The organism is Sphingomonas sp. KRR8 (assembly GCF_023559245.1).
Lineage (GTDB): Bacteria > Pseudomonadota > Alphaproteobacteria > Sphingomonadales > Sphingomonadaceae > Sphingomicrobium.
The window spans coordinates 2,638,564-2,655,990 of sequence record NZ_CP097462.1 but is presented as its reverse complement, the minus strand read 5'-3'; the positions used below and the strand labels follow the sequence as shown (position 1 = coordinate 2,655,990).

General features: G+C 63.0%; 15 protein-coding genes and 1 pseudogene. 12 read left to right on the top strand and 4 right to left on the bottom strand.

Going from position 1 to position 17,427, the window contains the following annotated elements:
* Positions 1–242: 242 nt before the first annotated feature.
* Positions 243–2,672: a S9 family peptidase gene (locus M8312_RS13390; protein ID WP_250118177.1), complete on the top strand. Its 2,430-nt coding sequence runs from the start codon at positions 243–245 to the stop codon at positions 2,670–2,672.
* On the opposite strand, the gene M8312_RS13385 is transcribed toward M8312_RS13390, so the two are convergent.
* Positions 2,669–3,364, bottom strand: coding sequence for a hypothetical protein (locus M8312_RS13385; RefSeq protein ID WP_250118176.1), 696 nt, complete (start codon positions 3,362–3,364; stop codon positions 2,669–2,671). The genes M8312_RS13390 and M8312_RS13385 overlap by 4 nt on opposite strands.
* A 151-nt stretch (positions 3,365–3,515) precedes the next feature.
* Here M8312_RS13385 and M8312_RS13380 point away from each other — a divergent pair.
* Positions 3,516–4,715 (top strand): annotated as a pseudogene (locus M8312_RS13380) (M42 family metallopeptidase); the annotation flags it as partial.
* A gap of 92 nt (positions 4,716–4,807) precedes the next feature.
* Here the strand turns inward: M8312_RS13380 and M8312_RS13375 are convergent.
* Positions 4,808–6,691: a DEAD/DEAH box helicase family protein gene (locus M8312_RS13375; protein WP_284070182.1), complete on the bottom strand. Its 1,884-nt coding sequence runs from the start codon at positions 6,689–6,691 to the stop codon at positions 4,808–4,810.
* Positions 6,688–6,954 (bottom strand): hypothetical protein, encoded by a 267-nt coding sequence (locus M8312_RS13370; RefSeq protein ID WP_250118174.1) that lies wholly within the window; start codon positions 6,952–6,954, stop codon positions 6,688–6,690. Before M8312_RS13370 ends, M8312_RS13375 begins: the two co-directional genes overlap by 4 nt.
* Positions 6,955–7,185: 231 nt before the next feature.
* On the opposite strand from M8312_RS13370, the gene M8312_RS13365 reads away from it, so the two are divergent.
* The 10 genes from M8312_RS13365 (at position 7,186) to M8312_RS13320 (ending at position 16,765) form a co-directional block, all read left to right on the top strand.
* On the top strand, positions 7,186–8,331 hold the full coding sequence (locus tag M8312_RS13365) for an acyl-CoA dehydrogenase family protein (protein ID WP_250118173.1): 1,146 nt from the start codon (positions 7,186–7,188) through the stop codon (positions 8,329–8,331).
* Positions 8,332–8,620: 289 nt separating this feature from the next.
* Complete coding sequence (locus M8312_RS13360) at positions 8,621–9,655, top strand: YihY/virulence factor BrkB family protein (RefSeq protein WP_250118172.1); 1,035 nt, start codon at positions 8,621–8,623, stop codon at positions 9,653–9,655.
* Positions 9,656–9,769: 114 nt separating this feature from the next.
* Positions 9,770–9,973, top strand: coding sequence for a hypothetical protein (locus M8312_RS13355; RefSeq protein ID WP_250118171.1), 204 nt, complete (start codon positions 9,770–9,772; stop codon positions 9,971–9,973).
* Positions 9,974–10,072: 99 nt separating this feature from the next.
* The gene (locus M8312_RS13350; RefSeq protein WP_250118170.1) at positions 10,073–11,029 is read left to right on the top strand and encodes a hypothetical protein; all 957 of its coding nucleotides are present in this window, start codon (positions 10,073–10,075) and stop codon (positions 11,027–11,029) included.
* Positions 11,030–11,091: 62 nt separating this feature from the next.
* Positions 11,092–11,784 (top strand): hypothetical protein, encoded by a 693-nt coding sequence (locus tag M8312_RS13345; RefSeq protein WP_250118169.1) that lies wholly within the window; start codon positions 11,092–11,094, stop codon positions 11,782–11,784.
* Positions 11,781–13,106, top strand: coding sequence for a hypothetical protein (locus M8312_RS13340; protein WP_250118168.1), 1,326 nt, complete (start codon positions 11,781–11,783; stop codon positions 13,104–13,106). The genes M8312_RS13345 and M8312_RS13340 overlap by 4 nt, the downstream gene beginning before the upstream one ends.
* A 4-nt stretch (positions 13,107–13,110) precedes the next feature.
* Positions 13,111–14,796 carry a hypothetical protein gene (locus M8312_RS13335; protein WP_250118167.1) on the top strand — a complete coding sequence of 562 codons (1,686 nt, stop codon included), beginning with the start codon at positions 13,111–13,113 and terminating at the stop codon, positions 14,794–14,796.
* On the top strand, positions 14,793–15,920 hold the full coding sequence (locus M8312_RS13330) for a hypothetical protein (RefSeq protein WP_250118166.1): 1,128 nt from the start codon (positions 14,793–14,795) through the stop codon (positions 15,918–15,920). The genes M8312_RS13335 and M8312_RS13330 overlap by 4 nt, the downstream gene beginning before the upstream one ends.
* Positions 15,921–15,948: 28 nt before the next feature.
* Positions 15,949–16,272 carry a response regulator transcription factor gene (locus tag M8312_RS13325; protein ID WP_250118165.1) on the top strand — a complete coding sequence of 108 codons (324 nt, stop codon included), beginning with the start codon at positions 15,949–15,951 and terminating at the stop codon, positions 16,270–16,272.
* A gap of 232 nt (positions 16,273–16,504) precedes the next feature.
* A complete protein-coding gene (locus M8312_RS13320; RefSeq protein WP_250118164.1) occupies positions 16,505–16,765 on the top strand; it encodes a DksA/TraR family C4-type zinc finger protein in 261 nt (86 codons plus the stop codon).
* 111 nt (positions 16,766–16,876) lie between these two features.
* Here the strand turns inward: M8312_RS13320 and M8312_RS13315 are convergent, their stop codons facing one another.
* Complete coding sequence (locus M8312_RS13315; protein ID WP_250118163.1) at positions 16,877–17,278, bottom strand: putative quinol monooxygenase; 402 nt, start codon at positions 17,276–17,278, stop codon at positions 16,877–16,879.
* Positions 17,279–17,427 lie beyond the last annotated feature (149 nt).

The window sequence follows — 17,427 nt, the reverse complement described above, 5'->3', positions numbered from 1 at the left end:
TACGCGGAGCATTGCGCTGGTCTACTGCTCGTCTGGCGAATGAGGGGTGAGTGCAGTGGGTGACTATCCAAGGCTTACCAAGCCGCAACAGTCACGATCTTAAGCCGAACAACCTCACTAAGCGAACTCATGACGGGTCGAACGATGACGTGGTCACCCACAATGGTCTGGCCTCGATCGTTTCCCCATGCCAGACACTCTCCATTCCCCGACAATCTCGAATTCAACACAAGAGGTCACGAATGCGCGTTGCTGCCTGTTTGATTGCTCTCCTGCTAGCCAGCAGCGCCGCTGCGCAGACGCCCCCCAACACTTACCATCGCGCACCCGACGCGATCGCGAAGGCGCTTGAGACGCCGCCCACCCCGGGTGCTTCGATCAGTCCCGATCACCGGACCCTCGCGATTACCGGTCGCGAGAACCTGCCATCGATCGCGAATATGTCGAAGCCCATTCTCCGACTTGGCGGCTACCGGATCGACCCGGCGACAAACGGGCAGGCCGAGGTCCGCGTCCAGTGGCTCAATTCCCTTGACTTCAAGGACGTCGCCAGCGGCAGGACCGTAACGGTGAAGCTCCCCGCTGGCCTTCGCTTCGCCTCGCCCGACTGGTCGCCCGACGGAAGCCGGCTCGCCTTCTACGCGCAGGAGCCTGATGGCTTGTCCTTGTGGATCGCAGAGCTCGACGGCAGCGCGCGGGTGGTCGCGAAGCATCTGAACGGTACGTTCGGTACTCCCTTCGCCTGGACCCCCGACAGCAAGGCTTTGATCATTTACTCGGTGCCCGCCGGTCGAGGCCCCAGGCTCACCGAAAGCACTACGCCGACCGGCCCGATCGTCCAGGAGAGCGCTGGTCGGACCTCCGCGGCGCGGACTTATGAGGACCTGCTCGGGGATGCGCACGACGAGGCCTTGTTCGACTACTACTTCACGGGCCAGCTCATGCGGGTCGATCTCAGTGGTGCCGTCCGCCCGATCGGCTCACCCGGGCTGATTACTGACTTCAGCGTTTCACCGGACGGGAAATACCTGCTTACTGAGAGACTTAAGCGGCCATATTCATATCTCCTGCCAGCCAGGTTCTTTCCGACCCAGATCGCGGTGTCCACGATCGAGGGCGCTCCGGTGAAGATGCTGGCCGATCGGCCGCTCGCCGACGACCTTCCGGTGGATTTCGACGCAACGGTGAAGGGACCTCGAGAAGCAGAATGGCGGTCTGACGCACCCGCGACGCTCGTCTGGGCCGAGGCGCTCGACGGCGGAAACCCGCGCGTGAAGGTGCCCTTTCACGACAAGGTGATGATGCAAGCCGCCCCGTTCAGTGCGGCGCCGGTCGAGTTGGCGAAAACGCCGGCCCGCTACTCGAGGGTGCTGTGGGGTGACGATGGCTTTGCCCTCGTGATCGACCGCGAATGGAAATCGCGCACCGAGCATCGTACTCGCGTCGAGCCTTCGCGGCCCGGCCAGGCACAGGTGATCCTCACCCGTAACTACCAGGATCAATATGGAGACCCGGGACTGCCGCTGCTCGAGCAGAATGCCGCCGGCAAGCCGGTGATGCGCTTCACGCCAGACCATGGCGGCGTTTACGTGACTGGCGAGGGAGCGACAAAGGCTGGTGCGTTCCCCTTCCTCGCCGCCATGCCTCTGCGGGGCGGTGAGCAGAAGCAACTCTGGCATGCCGCCGCGCCCTATTACGAAACGGTTGTAGCCCTGCTGGACGATAAGGCTCAGCGGGTGCTGACGCGTCGCGAAAGCGCGAAGCTGGCCCCCAATTACATGATCCGCAGCGTGAAGGATGGCCGCGTCACGCCGATCACCGCCTTCCGGGATCCAGCGCCGGTCTTTGCTGGCGTGACCCAGCGCACCATCACCTACAATCGCGCTGATGGCGTGCCGCTGTCGGGCTCGCTCTACCTGCCGGCAGGGTACAACGCCAAGCGCGATGGGCCGCTTCCTACCTTGCTCTGGGCCTATCCGGCGGAGTTTACCGATGCCAAGATCGCGGGTCAGACCGTTGATCAGGGCAATCGCTTTGTCCGCCCGCGCGGCATCAGTCATCTGTTCTTGCTGACACAGGGATATGCCGTTCTCGACAACCCGGCCATGCCAATCATCGGCGAAGGGAATGCGGAAGCGAACGACACCTACGTCAAGCAACTGCAGGAAGACGCCCGGGCAGCGGTCGATGCCGTCGTCAAACTCGGCGTTGGCGACCGGGCCCGCATGGCAGTCGGAGGCCACAGCTATGGCGCCTTCATGACCGCCAATCTTCTCGCCCACACGGACTTGTTCCGCGCGGGCATCGCGAGGTCTGGTGCCTACAATCGAACGCTGACGCCCTTTGGGTTCCAGGCGGAACAGCGGACCTATTGGGAGGCTACCCCGACCTATACTGAAATGAGCCCGTTCACTTATGCCAACCGGATCAAGGCTCCGATTTTGCTGATCCACGGCGGCGCAGACGATAATAGCGGAACCTTCCCCATCCAGTCAGAGCGCATGTACGCGGCGCTCAAGGGCAATGGCGCGACCGTTCGCTACGTCGTTCTTCCCAACGAGCCGCACGGCTACCGTGCGCTCGAGTCAACGGAAGAAACGCTGTGGCAGATGACCGACTGGCTCGACCGCTACGTCAAGCCGAAACAGCCCGCTCAAGAGCTCGGGCGCTAGAACCTCGACCGAAGGTACCGTTCGAAGTGGTCCATCAGTCCTGCATCGGACAGGATCGCTTCCAGCGGTGATCGCTCGCCAATGAAGCTGCCTTCGGCCCACCGCCTACGCCACCACTCGGCGTAGTTCGGTTCGCCGCAAGTCACGAGCCTGATCGCCTGGTGGAAGCTCATCAGGCGCTGGATGCTGGCGAGCTCATCGTCCGTCGGTGCGCGGTAGTGATCGCGCCACTGCGAAAGCCAGCGTAGCGGGAGGCCAGCGACCTTCTCGAAGGTCTCGTCATCCATTCCCCATGCTGCTGGCAACAGATCAAAGAGCCGCTCGTCCTGCTCGACCGCCCGACGCCTCTGGGCATTCGCAAGCTGATGCTGTGCAAGCGCCAGCATCGCTTCGGCATTCCCCGGTGGTCCTGAGAGCAGATAGCGGGTGTTCAGGGTGCGAACGATAGATCCTTCCTGGCGATTGCCATCGTCGATTATGGCTGACGTCGAGATGGCGAAGCCGGCAGGCCAGCGACCTTTTCGGTCAGAGTAGACACGGCCGAAGGCGACGGTCGAACCCAAATGGTCCCGAAACGACCATTCTCTGAGTTCGGCGTCGTACCGGCCCGCCGCGTCGCCCGCCGTCTCGGCATGGCCCTGCGAGGCGCCTGCCTTTGGTGCCTGCCCTTCGTTGTTCGTCTTCTTACTCATTTTCATCTCCTTCGATCACACACGAAGGAGCAGAAGCAAATTCTATTCATTCCTAGCTGCAGGGTAGTTCATCAAGGGTCGCGATGGGCGATGGATTGGTTCTGGAAGCCGAATTGATAACTCGTGACCGATCCTGCCTCGGCCCGCCTCGATGCCAGCAAACTCCTGCCAGTGCACCCGGCATCGCCCATTGGAGGGGCGGTGGGCAACAGAGCGCCCTTTGCCCAACATGACAAACGATTGGCCGGGCTGGCCGATCGTTGACTTTCGACTACCAAAGGCAGGAGCTGGAATCGATCAAGTCAGGAGCGGCCTTTGTATGCGTAAAATCTCCCTAGTTGCGTCAGCCCTGGCCTTGGCATGGTCGAGTTCAGCGTTCGCGCAGGACGCAACCAGCGGATTGCTGCAGCGGCTCAGCAATGCGGCAGGGCCGCCGGGGTTCGAAGAACCGGTCCGGAAGATCATGGTCCAGGAGTTACGGCCGGTGACCGACCGTATCACCTACGATGGACTGGGTTCTGTCATTGCACAGCAAGGCAATAGCGGCCCGCGCATCATGCTCGACGCGCACATGGACGAACTCGGCGGGATGATCCGAAGGACCACTCCGGACGGCTTCCTGACCATGCAGATGCTCGGCGGCTGGCTCGATCAAGCGCTGGCCGGACAACGCTGGGTGATCATCGGCAGCAAGGGCCCTGTGCGGGCGATCACCAGCATCCGCGACGTTCACCTCACCTCGGGAGACGAGCGTGGCAAGCTGATCCCGCGTGAAGCCGTGTATCTGGACGTCGGAGCCGCCAACGCCGCGGAAGTGGCGGCGCTCGGCGTCTCCGCCGGTGATCCGGTGGTGCCGGATAGCGAGTTTGCCATCATGAATGGCACGCAGTCCTATGCCGGTAAGGCGTGGGACGATCGTGTTGGCTGCGCAGTCCTGATTGAAGCGGCCCGGCGGCTCAAGGCAAGCGGCCATCCCAATCAGGTCTTCTTCGTGGCTACGGTGCAGGAAGAAATCGGCTTGCGCGGAGCGCGGGCGTCTACGGCAATCGTCAAGCCCGATATCGGCATTGCGATCGAGGGCGGCGTGACCGGCGACTCCGGTGGCGCCAAGCCGGACGACTCTCAAGCCAAGCTTGGCGGCGGGCCGGGCATCTTCCTTTATGACTCCAGCGCGCTGCCCAATCGCAAGTTCGTCTCACTGATCAAGCGTACGGCCAGCGCGCGGCAGATCCCGCTCCAATTGGATCTCGTTCAGGGCTACGGCGACGACAGTGCGGAAATCCAGACCGTGAATGGCGGCGCGCCAACGGTGAACCTCGTGGTTCCGGCCCGCTACACTCATGTCCATAACGGCATCATTGAGCGCCAAGTGGGCCTCTCCACTTGCGTTTGCGACCGTCTGGCGGTGCGCTTGGATTTGCGCACCGCCATTTGTCCGGTCGATTACTCGGTTGCGGGCTCGCCGAAGCCTGTGTCTTTGATCGAGCGCGCAATCAACGAAACGAGCTCCAGCGGAAAGCTACTTAACGTTGCCGCAAGGACCTTATCATGGGTTTCGGCGCGGCGGATGAGCTCTCGAGTAGCTTCGCTGAGTGCCTCCGCTTCCCGGACGTCCTCCTCCGGTAGTTTGACACCTCGAGAGATGATGCCGTCCCGCGCCGCCTCATCAAGGGTGATGTCGTAGGCTTGCAGGAGATCCTTGCCACAATCCAAGCAGTAAGCCGCTCCGACCTTGTTGAGGAAACCACAGTCACATGGCGCGAAGGCCACCTCACGCGAAGGAAAGTCCGTTCCGCAATCGTGGCAAGTTGCGGCTCCAAGGTCGTTCCTGCAGTGGCAATGCCGGCAGACTTTCTCCCTCTGCTCACTTTCACTCGGCGCAGTGATTGCAGGCATGTCGTCCTCGATCCGGCGAGCATAGCTATCGAAGCGTTCGGTACCGGGCATGATCACGTAAGCGCAGCTTTGATCATTGTGACCATAGTTGCGGACCACTCGGCCGACGGCCTGCCGAAAAGCTAACTCGGTCATCGCCTTCGGAAGATAGATGAGCACGCGCAGCCGGGGGATATCGACGCCTTCAGCGACCATGCCGACGCTCACGAGCCAACGAATGTCCTCCTTGTGCCTGAAGGTTTCGATCCGTCTGTCGGCATTCCGCGTGTCCGAATGAACCACAAGCGGCTTCTCGCCGTCGATGCGCTCGATAAGATCGGCGAAGTAATTCGCCATATCGATGCTGGGCGCAATGACGAGGCCACCCGCTTCGGGCATATCAATCTGAACCTGGTTCAGCTTTTCACTGGCCTGAGCAACCATGGTGGCTTGGTAGCTATCCACACGGGGCGTAACCCCATCCGGCTCGTAGGAACGGGTGCGGGCCAGCCGATCGAACTCGAGCAAAGGCTTGAGAATGCGGTCGACCTCCAGGCCAGGAGGCAGGACGGGATCGGCGTCACTCGCGACGACGACCGATTGGCTCTTGTTGAGCTCCACTGTGAACTGACCACGATGACGGTGGAAAGCCACAGGCCGGCAATAGCCGAGTTTGACGGCCTCGCCGTAGGTCAGCGTCACCATGCCCTCTTTCGCGTGCTTGATGCGACCACTCTTATCGAGGTCCAACCATACGGACTGGCCTCCATCAGACCGAACTGGCGTACCCGTCAGAACAAGGCAGTAAGCTGCATTCTTGAACGCGCTGTCAGCTGAAGCACCCCACGCCGCTTCGATCGCAGCGTGATGATGCTCATCGCAGATCACGAGGGTGCGACCGCCCTCGCACACGCTCTGGAAGACATCCTGGAGTCCCTTCACTGCGTTCCAAGTGGCGCAATAATCCGTGTTCGGAATCCACCGCCCGTCTGCTGCGGTGATCTTCTCCATCCGCCGCCCGGTAACGTGGCTGAACTCCTTCGCCCACTGGTCAACAACAGTGGTACGCGGAGCGATCACCACAACGCGCGTGATCAACTTCATCGTGAGCAGAATCATCGCAATTACGCAGGCGAGCTTGGTCTTGCCGGCACCCGGAGCGGCATTGACCACGAAGTGCTTGCCCCCCTTTTGCGTCAAGTAGACGATGGCCTGGTCGACAGCAGTCATCTGCCACTTGCGAAGGTTGTTGAGCATCTTCTTGCCTTTTTTGAGATTGCAATCGGAGCAGGTCGCCTGCCCGTTTTTGAGAATGGTAGGTCCGCCCAGGAAGACTGGGAGGCGGTGGTCGGCGTGGAAGTCGGCGGCGATCTTCTCACCACACAGCTGGCACTTGCCTGCAGAACGTGCGCACAGGTTGCGCTTCTGCCGTTCACTGAATCGGCGGCTCACTGCTCGACCCAATATTCAGTGACGCTGATGTCCTTGACCGGCAGGGCCGCCGGCGGAACCAGAGTTGCAGTCTCGTTCAGCCTCCTGAGGGCGTGAGACAATGTTATGGTCCGGCGTCGGACAGATTTCCCTTCTCGGCGCAAATCGCTGATGACTTTTGTCAGGTCAGGTGTGCCGAAGAACACCATGGCTTCCAGACGTGTCATCGCGTGCCCGGCGAGGAGGTATGCACGCGTTGCCGCGATACCGTAGCGATTGAGCATTCAACTTAGCCCTCTATTTTCATCCCTGGATTGAGATGCAATTCAGGCTTTCGTTTCTGTGCTCCTTCCTCCTTCTTAGCTGGCGCGACAGAGTAAGGTTTCGGTCTGCGCCTATTCTTGCTGTGAGCTGGTTGAGGTCGGAGCCGCTATCCGGATTAGCTGCGTGTCTGAGCTGGATGGCGTGCGGTCCTAAGCTGCCATAGGGAGGCACGAAGACGTAAGGAGTGAAGGATGTCGCTCGACCCTGAGGTGTTCGAGGCTTTGCTGGAGAGCGTGCGGCGCTTCGTGCGCGAACGGCTCCGCCCACTGGAGGCCGACGTCGAAGCGGCGGATGCCGTCCCCGAGTCCGTCGTCGCCGAAATGCGCCACATGGGGCTGTTCGGCCTTTCCATCGGTGAGGAATATGGCGGGCTGGGACTTTCGATGCTCGAAGAAGCGAGGGTCGCGATCGAGATCGGACGCACCACTCCTGCCTTCCGCTCAGTCTTCGGCACCAATGTGGGCATCGGATCCCAGGGGCTGGTGATCGCTGGTACCCACGAGCAGAAAGAGACTTGGCTGCCTCGCATTGCCTCCGGTGAGCTCGTCACCAGCTTCGCGTTAACGGAGCCCGACGTCGGCTCGGACTCGGGCTCAGTGAGGACTAGGGCCGTGCGTGACGGCGATGTTTACCGGCTGACCGGCACCAAGCGCTACATCACCAATGCGGACAAGGCGGGACTGTTCACGGTCATGGCCCGGACCGGGAGCGAGTCCGGTGGGCGCGGCGTATCCGCATTCCTCGTTCCCCGGGATGTGCCGGGTGTGTCCATTGGCGAACCCGACAAGAAGATGGGGCAAAAGGGCGCACACGTCGCCGACGTCGTGTTCGAAGACGTCGCAGTGCCGGCAGCCAACCGCCTTGGAGCGGAGGGACAGGGCTTCAAAATCGCCATGCAGGTGCTTGATCGTGGAAGACTGCACATCTCGGCCGTCTGCGTTGGAATCGCCGAGCGCCTGATCGCTGATTGCGTCGCCTACTCGCTCGAACGCAGGCAGTTCGGCAAACCGATCGCGGAGCACCAGCTCATCCAGGGCTTGATCGCCGATAGCAAGACAGAAGCCCTTGCTGCTCGGGCGCTGGTGCTGGAGACGGCCGAAGCGAAGGACCGCGGAGAGGACGTGGTTCTTGGGGCCGCTGCCGCGAAGTACTTCGCGTCCGAGATGGTCGGCCGGGTGGCTGACCGGGCAGTGCAGATCTTTGGCGGCGCGGGCTACATTGCGGATTATGGCATCGAGCGGCTCTACCGCGATGTCCGCCTCTTCCGCATCTACGAGGGCACAAGTCAGATTCAACAGCTGATCATCGCCCGCGAAACACTGAAGCGGGGCGGATAGTCTCTAAGTTGGCGTCGATCGTTGGCGTGCGATCGCCAACGCTGGTTTGCGGCTGTCTGCTCAATCGAAGCTAACTCCCGACCCGCTGGATCTGCCTCGGCGGAATGATCGCCTGTTAAGAGGGGCAATCGTCGCAACGCTTTCGATTATCACTCAAATATGGCCGACGCCTCGGGTCAAACGAAGCCGCCTTGCGTCCGTTCGAGCACCCATGGGCGCTCAAGTGCGTTTCGCCAGCGGTATGAGACGAGAGCATATTCAGGGTCGCGGAGCGAAATCGCCCTGGACGATGCCGCGACCTGCGTGGAAGCAGATCGTCGCGCGCACCTGGCAGAGAAGCTGGGTCGACAATGCCAGCCTCGTTGCCGCAGGCGTCGCCTTCTACAGCTTCCTGGCGCTGGTGCCGTTCCTTGGAATGCTCGTGCTGATCTACGCCATGGTTGCGGATCCCAGCACGGTGGTCAGCAACATGCAGTCACTGACTGGTTTCCTTCCGCCAGATGTCGCCCGGTTCGTTGGAGAGCAGCTCATGCGAGCTGTGACGACGACTGGAGCCACCAAGGGCACCGGTGTCATCCTGGCACTCGCGTTCGCTCTCTATGGCGGCGCCAATGGCGCTGGTTCAATCATGACAGCCTTGAACATCGCCTACCATGAAGAGGAGAAGCGAAGCCTGTCTCGCTTTTACCTCACCGCTCTCGTTATAACCTTTTGCGCGCTGCTCATGGCACTCACCGCCCTCATCGCGACTGCAGCGATCGCCTATCTCGGAAAGTTCGCGCCAGATGCGTCAAATCTGACGCTGTTGCTCGGACGGGCCGCCGCTTACTTCGGCCTGCTGTGTGGAGCGGCGAGTGTCGCTGCCACACTATACCGCTTCGGACCGGCACGTGAGAAGGCGCGCTGGGCGTGGATCACGCCGGGCTCCTTGTTCACCGCAGTGACGTGGCTTCTGCTGACTCTGGCCTTCGGCTTCTATCTGACAAGCATTGCCAACTACGAAGCGACCTACGGCTCGCTCGGTGCCATGATCGCGCTGCTAACGTGGATATACCTGTCGGCTTACGTCCTCATTGTAGGCGCTGAGCTTAATAGCGAGGTCGAGCATCAAACGCGCATTGATACGACCACGGGGGCGCCCGAGCCGCTTGGAAGTCGCGGAGCCTGGGCCGCCGACAATGTCGTTGAGAGCTCCGACCCAGACAGGGAAGTCGCAAGCACCGGATCCGGACCGAGCTTGGGCGATGCAGGACCGCCCCTCCCCGCCCAAGACACTCGCGCTAGCTCAGAGGGCGATCTGGCCCCACCCGGCGCCAAGGCCTGAGAACCCTCCCACCGGTGGCTGTAGCCCCACAAGACGGAGCCTTTAGGTGCAATTCCTTAAGCAAAAAACGGCTCGACCTGCCTACTTGGCAGGAACATCCACAGGAGAGCAACGATGACCGGCTGGCGCCGTCCGCTTGACCAAGATCCCGACTATTACGAAGATCAGGCCAAACGGGCGGAGAGGTTCGCTGACCGTCTAGCGCCGAGGATTGGAGGCAAGTTCCGCCGGCTCGCTGAGGAGTGGCGCCGCCAAGCTCGCACCAGTGCGGGCGAGCCGGGCGAAGGGATCGCCAATCACCCCTCGATCAAGGGGTAGCACCTGGTTTCGAAGGCTCTCAGCATCTCGTCCGAAAACCTAATCAATCGGGACTAGCCACTTTCAATTAGTCCGGACTGTCCAGCATGCCGCTGGAGCTTGTTCCCGACCGCCGTCAAGAAGACACTTCCTCCCCGGCCCACGCCCGCGAAGGGCGGCTTCGAGGAGGCGGCAATGGACAATTTCGACTTCGAGACCGACCAATTTTCTGACACCATGCTCGGCGAGACTCCGCTCGGCGCCTATGAGCAGGGATCGTTCGAGGATTTCTCCAGCGACCAGTTCGGTGATCCCTTTGCTGACAACTTCGGAGGCGACGGTTTCGACGGAGAAGAGGGCTGGAGCGGAGAAGCAAACGGGTTCGACCAGTTCAGCCTCGGCGATGGCGAGGGCGACGAATTCTCGCTTGGTGGCCTGTGGAAGGGCATCAAGAAAGTCGCCACCACGGTTGCGCCGCTTGCCAAGAAGTTTGCGCCGCAGATCGGCGCGGTGATCGGCGGCGCTCTCGGTGGTCCGGCTGGCGTCGCATTGGGAGGAAAGCTCGGTACCCTTGCTCGCTCGCTCGAGGGTGAGGATGAAAGCGATAGCGAGGAAGAGCTGAACGCGCCCGCACGGGTTCCAGCGGTGGACGAGTCGCTTTCCGAGTCCATGGCAGACAGCGCGACCCGCCTACCAGGGCCACTCGCCCAGACGATGGGCTCGGCAATCACTGTCACCTTGGCCAGCAGGGCTCCGCTCAGCGTCAAGGCAGTGGTGCCGATCCTCGCTCGCGCCGGTGGCGACATCGCCCGGCAGCTGGCGATGAATCCCGATCCACGCGCCCGCGTCCTGCTTCGCACTATTCCAACCATTCAGAAGCGCACGCTGGCGACGCTCACTGCCAAGTCGCAGCGCGGCCGTCCGATTACTCCGCGCACGGCCGTGCGAGTCATGCGAACCCAGGCAAACAGGGTGCTGACCAACCCGCAATATCTTGGCCGGGCACTCGCCAACAATGCCCGCAAGCGTGGCCAGCTCAATCGCGCTGCGATCGCCAGGGCCGAGCGATTCATGTAAGAAGAACAAGGCCGGCGGGAACGCAGCTTGCGTACGCCGGCCCGCCAGCGAGGCGAATGGTCATGATCCAGCCAGGCCTTCTTCGTCAGAGCGTCACGCCCCCTCAGGGTGGTCAGTGGCTTGCCGCGGCAGCTTCGCCTTTGCTGCCAGCTGCGCGACGGATGCCGCCGCGATTGGGCGAGGCCGATCCGATGGCCTGGTCCCCCCGTCCAAACCGCACCAAGCTGATCAACGATGCTCGCCGCTCTCAGCGCCTGGCGCGCCGGCTCGACCAGCGCCGCCGACAGGAGACTGCTCGCATCGCCGCAAGCCAGCGTGCCCGACAGCAGCTCGCAGGGCAATTCAGTGGCACAATCACCACCATTCTTCGGCGCGACCCGCGACTGGCGGCTTTGCCCGGCCTGCAGGCGATCGCTGCCGCTGTTGGGACCGAGACATCGCTTGAGCTACTCGCCTACCTCCAGAGCAGCAACGCCGCCGGCACTGGTCCGAGCCTCGGGGGCTTTGTTGCTGCGCGCTTCAAGGTGGCGGCTCGCGCGGCGGGCTGGCCGCCCGCCTTGGCCGAACTCTCGGCAACCGTACTGGCTGAAGGGTTCGACCGGAGCGCCTCACCGGCAGTCCGAACATTCCTGCTGACGCTATCCGTGCTGCTCCCGAAGGCCGGCCGCAGCACGGTCGACTTCGTCCGCGACATCGCCGCGCGGGTGCGCGGCGCGGGCGAGTTCGAGCGCGCCGAACTGGCAATAGCGCCATGACCGCCCTCGCCCTCCGTCAACCTCCCGCCCCCGTCATCGCCGGGCCGCGTCCCGTCGTGCGCGGCGGGGCCGTTCCCGCGCTTAGCTTCTTCGCCCTGCGCACGTCCGTCAATGCCCGGCGCCATGCCAATGCGCTCCGCTGCTTCCGCCGCCACGAGTTCGGCAGCGGACCCGAAGCGCCCGGTCCGGCGCACATCGAGGCTGTCAACGACATGCTGCGCGCCGCGCGGCGTTCGGGCTTGGCCGAAGACCGGCGTCTCGCGGCAGCTTGCCGAGCGGCGGTTAGCGGCGATGATGCCGCCTGCGCGGCGATGCTCACCGCAAAGGAGCGCCATCAGACGCTGTCGGGTGAAGTCGAGAAACTTTGGGAGTTCTACTTCAACCTGTTTAATCAGCGGCGCGGCCCGTTCGCAACGCTGCTGAGCGGCATGGATCGGATAGCGCTAGATTGTTACCAGGCGATCTATCTCGGCCTGGGCCGGGCCCGCTCCATCCCGAGCCCGTCACCGTTCACCTATCTTGAGACCGGATTCGGCCCGGCCACCTTCCGCCGGGGCGTGCGGTTGTCGCTGATCGGGGCCAAGGCCAATCCCTTTCCGCTGGTGAAAGTGCCTTATCACCGCCTGATCAATCCGTGGTCGCTCGGCGCCATTCCGCACGAGGTCTCGCATAACCTCCAGAACGACCTTGGCCTGTGGGAGCTCATGCCGAGACAGATCCTTGCGACCTTCGCCAAGGCCGGGCTGCCTCGCCGCAACGCGGCCGTGTGGGCACGCTGGCATAAGGAAAGCTATGCCGATCTTGCCGGCACATTGCTGATCGGGCCCGCCTATGTCGGCTCACTCATGGACGTGGTCGGCCGTTCGCGCCCCGGCGCGGCCAACTTCTCGGACGAGGCCGTCCACCCCACTCCAATCATCCGTGTGCTGCTCAACATCGAACTGCTCCAACGCATGGGCTTTGGGGACGACGCCCGACAGTTCCGTGCCGCTTGGGACAAGCTTTACCCCTCATCTGCCTGGGCGCAGGTGCCAGCCTGGGTTCGCGACAAGCTACCCGCGCAGATCTCGGCAATGGTCACCGCGATCTGCTACTCTCCAAGTCCCGAGTATGGCGGCAAGTGCCTAGCCGAGGTCGCAAGATTTGAACCCAAGCACGCCCTGCTAACGCAGGAAGCAGCAGTCAGGCTGGAGGCTGGCGATTCCACCGGTGTGCTGCCCGAACGCTTCCTGATCGGGGCGGCCCGGCTAGCCCTAGCGCGCGGCAAGGTTTCCCCCGAGACTATTTACCGGTCGTTTTATGCCACGTTGGGGAGGAGCTGAAGCGATGTCGCAGTCTCCCTCCTTCGGTGCCCAAGCGCGCTCGCCCGCCGAAGATTTCCAGGCTGCGGCTGAGGCCGTGGACCGCGGAATGGCGGCACTGCTGAAGGCAGCGGAAGAGTTCCAGGCTGGCCAGGGCGAGCGCCGCAGTGTCGAACTGCTGTTGCGGGGCCTGTGCGCAGCTGGGACCAGCCGGCCGCCAATCGATCCCGGCGTGCCCCGGGCCTCCGCGCTCAACGACAGTTTGCTGTGGCTGGCTGCCATCCGTGACGCGCTAAGTCCGGACATCCTGATCGACCTTGAGAAGGAAGCGCAGGACGGCGGAGCGCCCGCCGCAGTGCACTTGCTCGACGCCGTTCGCGACTTCGAACTGCTGCTCGGCTCTCTCGGCGATGCACATGGTCTCATCGCCGCCACGCTCCCACAGGAGGATCAGAACATGGCCACCGGACAACGCTCTCGCCCAACGCCGCCCATCCAGGTTCGGGTGACAACCACCGCTCCCGGCGGCACAGGCGCGCCCGTCAGCAAAGTCCAGCAACAGCTGGTCACCACCCTCGACAGTCTTGGTCTGCCGCATCACGAGGGCATACTCGACGGTCGCGGAGCAGGCGGCGACCGGCTGGTGGCGAGGCTTGTGGACACGCTCGACCGCCGCTTTGCGCTGCGCGATGATCCGCTGGGCGGCTATCGGGCGACCCTGACCCGGGCGGGCGCCTTCGACCGCAGCGGCGTCACCGATGGGCCGCTCGCCGGTCGTCTCGCCATCGCGTCCCAACTGGCAGTTGCGACTACCCGCCAGATCGGCGTGATGCTGGATGACTTGCTAACGTTGGCCCAGTCGATCGAAACTTGGCCGCTGACCGATTCCGCGAGGATCGACTCAGCCCGGGCACGCGTGGAGGCGCAGCTTGACCGGCTGCGGGACCTAGCCGGTCGGGCCGGCGGGCCGCCGCGGCTTCGCTGCAAGCATGCGCTCACCGCATTCGCGCAGGCACTCGGGCAACAATTCATCGCTCTTGGCCTGCTCAACTGCGTCCCGCCGGCAGGCTGGAGCGATCTGCGCAGCCGGCTCGATGAGGCAGTGAACGCACTTGGCTCGACGCTGGCCGTGACCACTCACGATGAGTTGAAGGCGCTTGTGGAGCAGCTCTTTGAGCAGAGCGCCACCCTTCGGCGCCAGCTCACAGGTCAGGAGGGCAGCTTGCAGCGCAGCGAGGCTTCCTACCACCTACGCACCATCTTCGAGGCGGTCGCCACCCAAGTCGACGGCATCCGCGCGGCAATGGACGACAGCCCTGCCGCTGCCGCTTGGGTCGGGGCCCGTCTCCGAGGCGAGGACGAGCCCCCTCGTTACCTGGCCGACGAGCTGGACGAAGCGCTCGACTGGTTGGCCGAGCTAGCAGACAGCTTTGGCCTGTCCGATCGAGCCTACGCCGATCTCCGCCCGGAGGCGGTGCGAGACATTCATGGCGCGCTAGGGACCTTGGCGAGCGTGATTGGCAATTGCCGAGGCGAGCTGCGCCGGCTCGACGTGCCTGAGGACGATGACCTAGTCGAGCGCATGGACGGATTGCAGCAGCTGATCGGCTCGGCACAGGACCTTACGCGCCAACTTACCGATGCGAGGGGTGGTCCCACCACCTCCTCGAAGAAGCCCCCCAAGACCTCGCGCCAAGGAGCAGCGTCATGACCGATCCCGTGATGCCCACGATTACTCGCCGCGACTATGACGAGCTGCTTGCCAAGCTTGAGGGGCTGCGCAGCGCCCTGGTCGTCGCCGCGCGTGACGAGCTCGCCGCCGGCCCCTCATCGGGCGCCGAACTGCTCAATAGCTATGTCGACTCCGCCCAAAGCCTGATCGAAGGCACGATTGCCGATCGGCAACCGCCCGACGGAGGTTTTGCCAATCTCATCGGGCTTGGGCCGACGGTCGCACGCGATGCCGGGGATGCGCCGGCACCAACCAGCGTGCCGAGTTATGACAATGACATCCGCCGCGAGCGCCTATTGGCGGTGGCCGACCTCTACTACCTCTACCAGCATGAGCGCGCTGGCGTGTTCCGTGCCGTTCTCAAGCTCCAGACGCTATTTCGCTCGGGTGAAGTGCGTTTGTCGGACGGTCCGGGCGCGATGGCACTCTACCAGTATGACCGCAAAAAGGTGCTGCGCTTCACCGCCGGTGAGCGCCACGCCGCCTACCGCAAGGTTTTTGGGTATACGAGCGTCCCGACACCCGCAGGGGCCGAGCCGAACAGTGCGTTCCACGGCCTGCTGAGCAACTTCTGCGAGCATGTCAGCCGCTACTTCAGCGACAAGCGCGTGTCCGAGGTGTTGCGACCGGACGGCACGCGCGAGACCTTTGGCAGCATGGCCGTGGTACGCCGCTCAGGGCTCGACCTGCGCCACAACCTCAAGCAGGTCTCCTACGGCAACATTGCCGTGCTGCGCAGCGAGGTTCTGATCCTGTTGCGTGAAGCCTTCGCGGTGCTTGGCTCGGCCGACGTGCGCAGCCTCTTCGGCGCCGACAGCGCGTGGGATGTCCTGGAAGAAGTGATGAAGCGCTACTTCGTGGAGGTGCCACTGACGTCGCAGCGCAGCCGCATGGCGACCTCGGGACGCGCCATCCTGAACTGGCTGGCTGAGGATTATCTGCTCAGCCAGGTCCGGATTGATTTCGAGGCCTTCCTTGAGGCGATCATTGATCCATGTGATGATTGGCGCACCAGCGCCGAGTCGATTGGCCTTAGTCAGGACGGAGCTTCAGGGGGCAGCAATGTGGTGCCTTTCCGCGCCCCGCTTGCCCGGACTTCCTGACTAGAAAACAGCGGGAGGAGTGCTGCCTATGAACGCGCACAAGCTGCTGCTCGTCGAGCCCGCTCAGGGATCGCTGCTCTTGACCCCTCCCCGGCCGGCGCCGACGCCGGATCGCTGGCTGACCGGGGCGACACCAAGCAATCCGTTCGCGTGCCTGTCGGAGCGCGAGCGCCAGATTGCCGCCCTGGTCGCCGAGGGCTCGTCCAACAAGGAGATTGCTCGCTTGCTCGATATCTCGCCAAACACCGTGTCGAGCCATCTGCGGCAGATTTTCGCGAAGCTTGGCCTGGTCCGCCGCGCCGAGCTCTGCCGGCTCTGGTTCCGGGCCGAAACAGTGCGGACCGAAGCCTAGGTGCCTATCACCGTGCCGGTGTGATTGTATCTGTTAACGGACACTGCACTCGCGCGTGTAGCTCGTAGGCGAGAAGCTCGCAGGTCCGCCTTTTAGCAATCCGCGTCTGATAAGGCCCGTAAGCGCCCCTCCTCGCGGCTTGATTGGCTACCTCAAAGCCTCCACTCCTAAATTTGCTCTGAATGGTACTGGCCCCTTCTGCTCCCCATATGTCCGTGAAAGGAGAGGCAAGATGGCCGGTGGTTGGACGCGCGACGGAGCGGTTCAGGAGCAGATCGACGATACAGTTGCGGACGCCGTGCTGGCTGCTCGGGCAAATATGCCGAGCGGAGCGAGTGAGCCGTTCTGTGTGATCTGTGGCGACGACATCCCCGAGGGTCGCCGCCACGCGGTGCCTGGTGTTCGTACCTGCGTGAAGTGCCAAAGCGCCCGCGACCGACCACTCGCCGCAGCGTTCAATCGTCGCGGCAGCAAAGACAGCCAGCTGAGGTAACCACCCGGGCCCAGACACTGCCTCGAAATGAGCAGACCGTCTTACTGACGCTGAGTTGTGCTTCAAGCGCTTCATGAGACCGGACGTTGGCTCAATCTGCTAGACTAGCGGCTAACTGGCCACCTCAATGGCTTCGGCGACGGTGATGCTTGGCCGTGTGGCAGCTAGGTCGCGTGCGGCCAAGCCGAACGCTTTGAAATGGTCGGACGCCATGTGCGCCTGAACGGCACCGTGGTCGAAGTACAGCTCGTCGAACACGAAGCGCCGGTCACCGTCGACCTCCTGCCAAAGATCGTAGCGGAGGACGCCTGTCTCAGCCCGAGAGGCCGCGATGCAGGGCTGGGCTGCAGCGACGAACGCCTCCTCCTGCCCCTGCTTGACGGTTACAAATGCTACGACCTTGACCGACATGATGATCTCCAACTGTGGAACATCGTGGACTCCCTGGTGACGACCGGCAAGACCCACCGCCGCACGTTCCGCAGCGATTGAGCTGGCCCACAGTTCGGACATCCGTCCATCGCAGTCTGTCTATGGCTGAAAAGACCCACACTCGGACGCTGGGGCTTCGATCTCAACTGCCCAGGAGCGGACGTTCCTTCACGGAGGACGGGCTGCGGCCGGAAAGACCCACTTGCTGATGTTAGCGGTTGCTGGGTCAC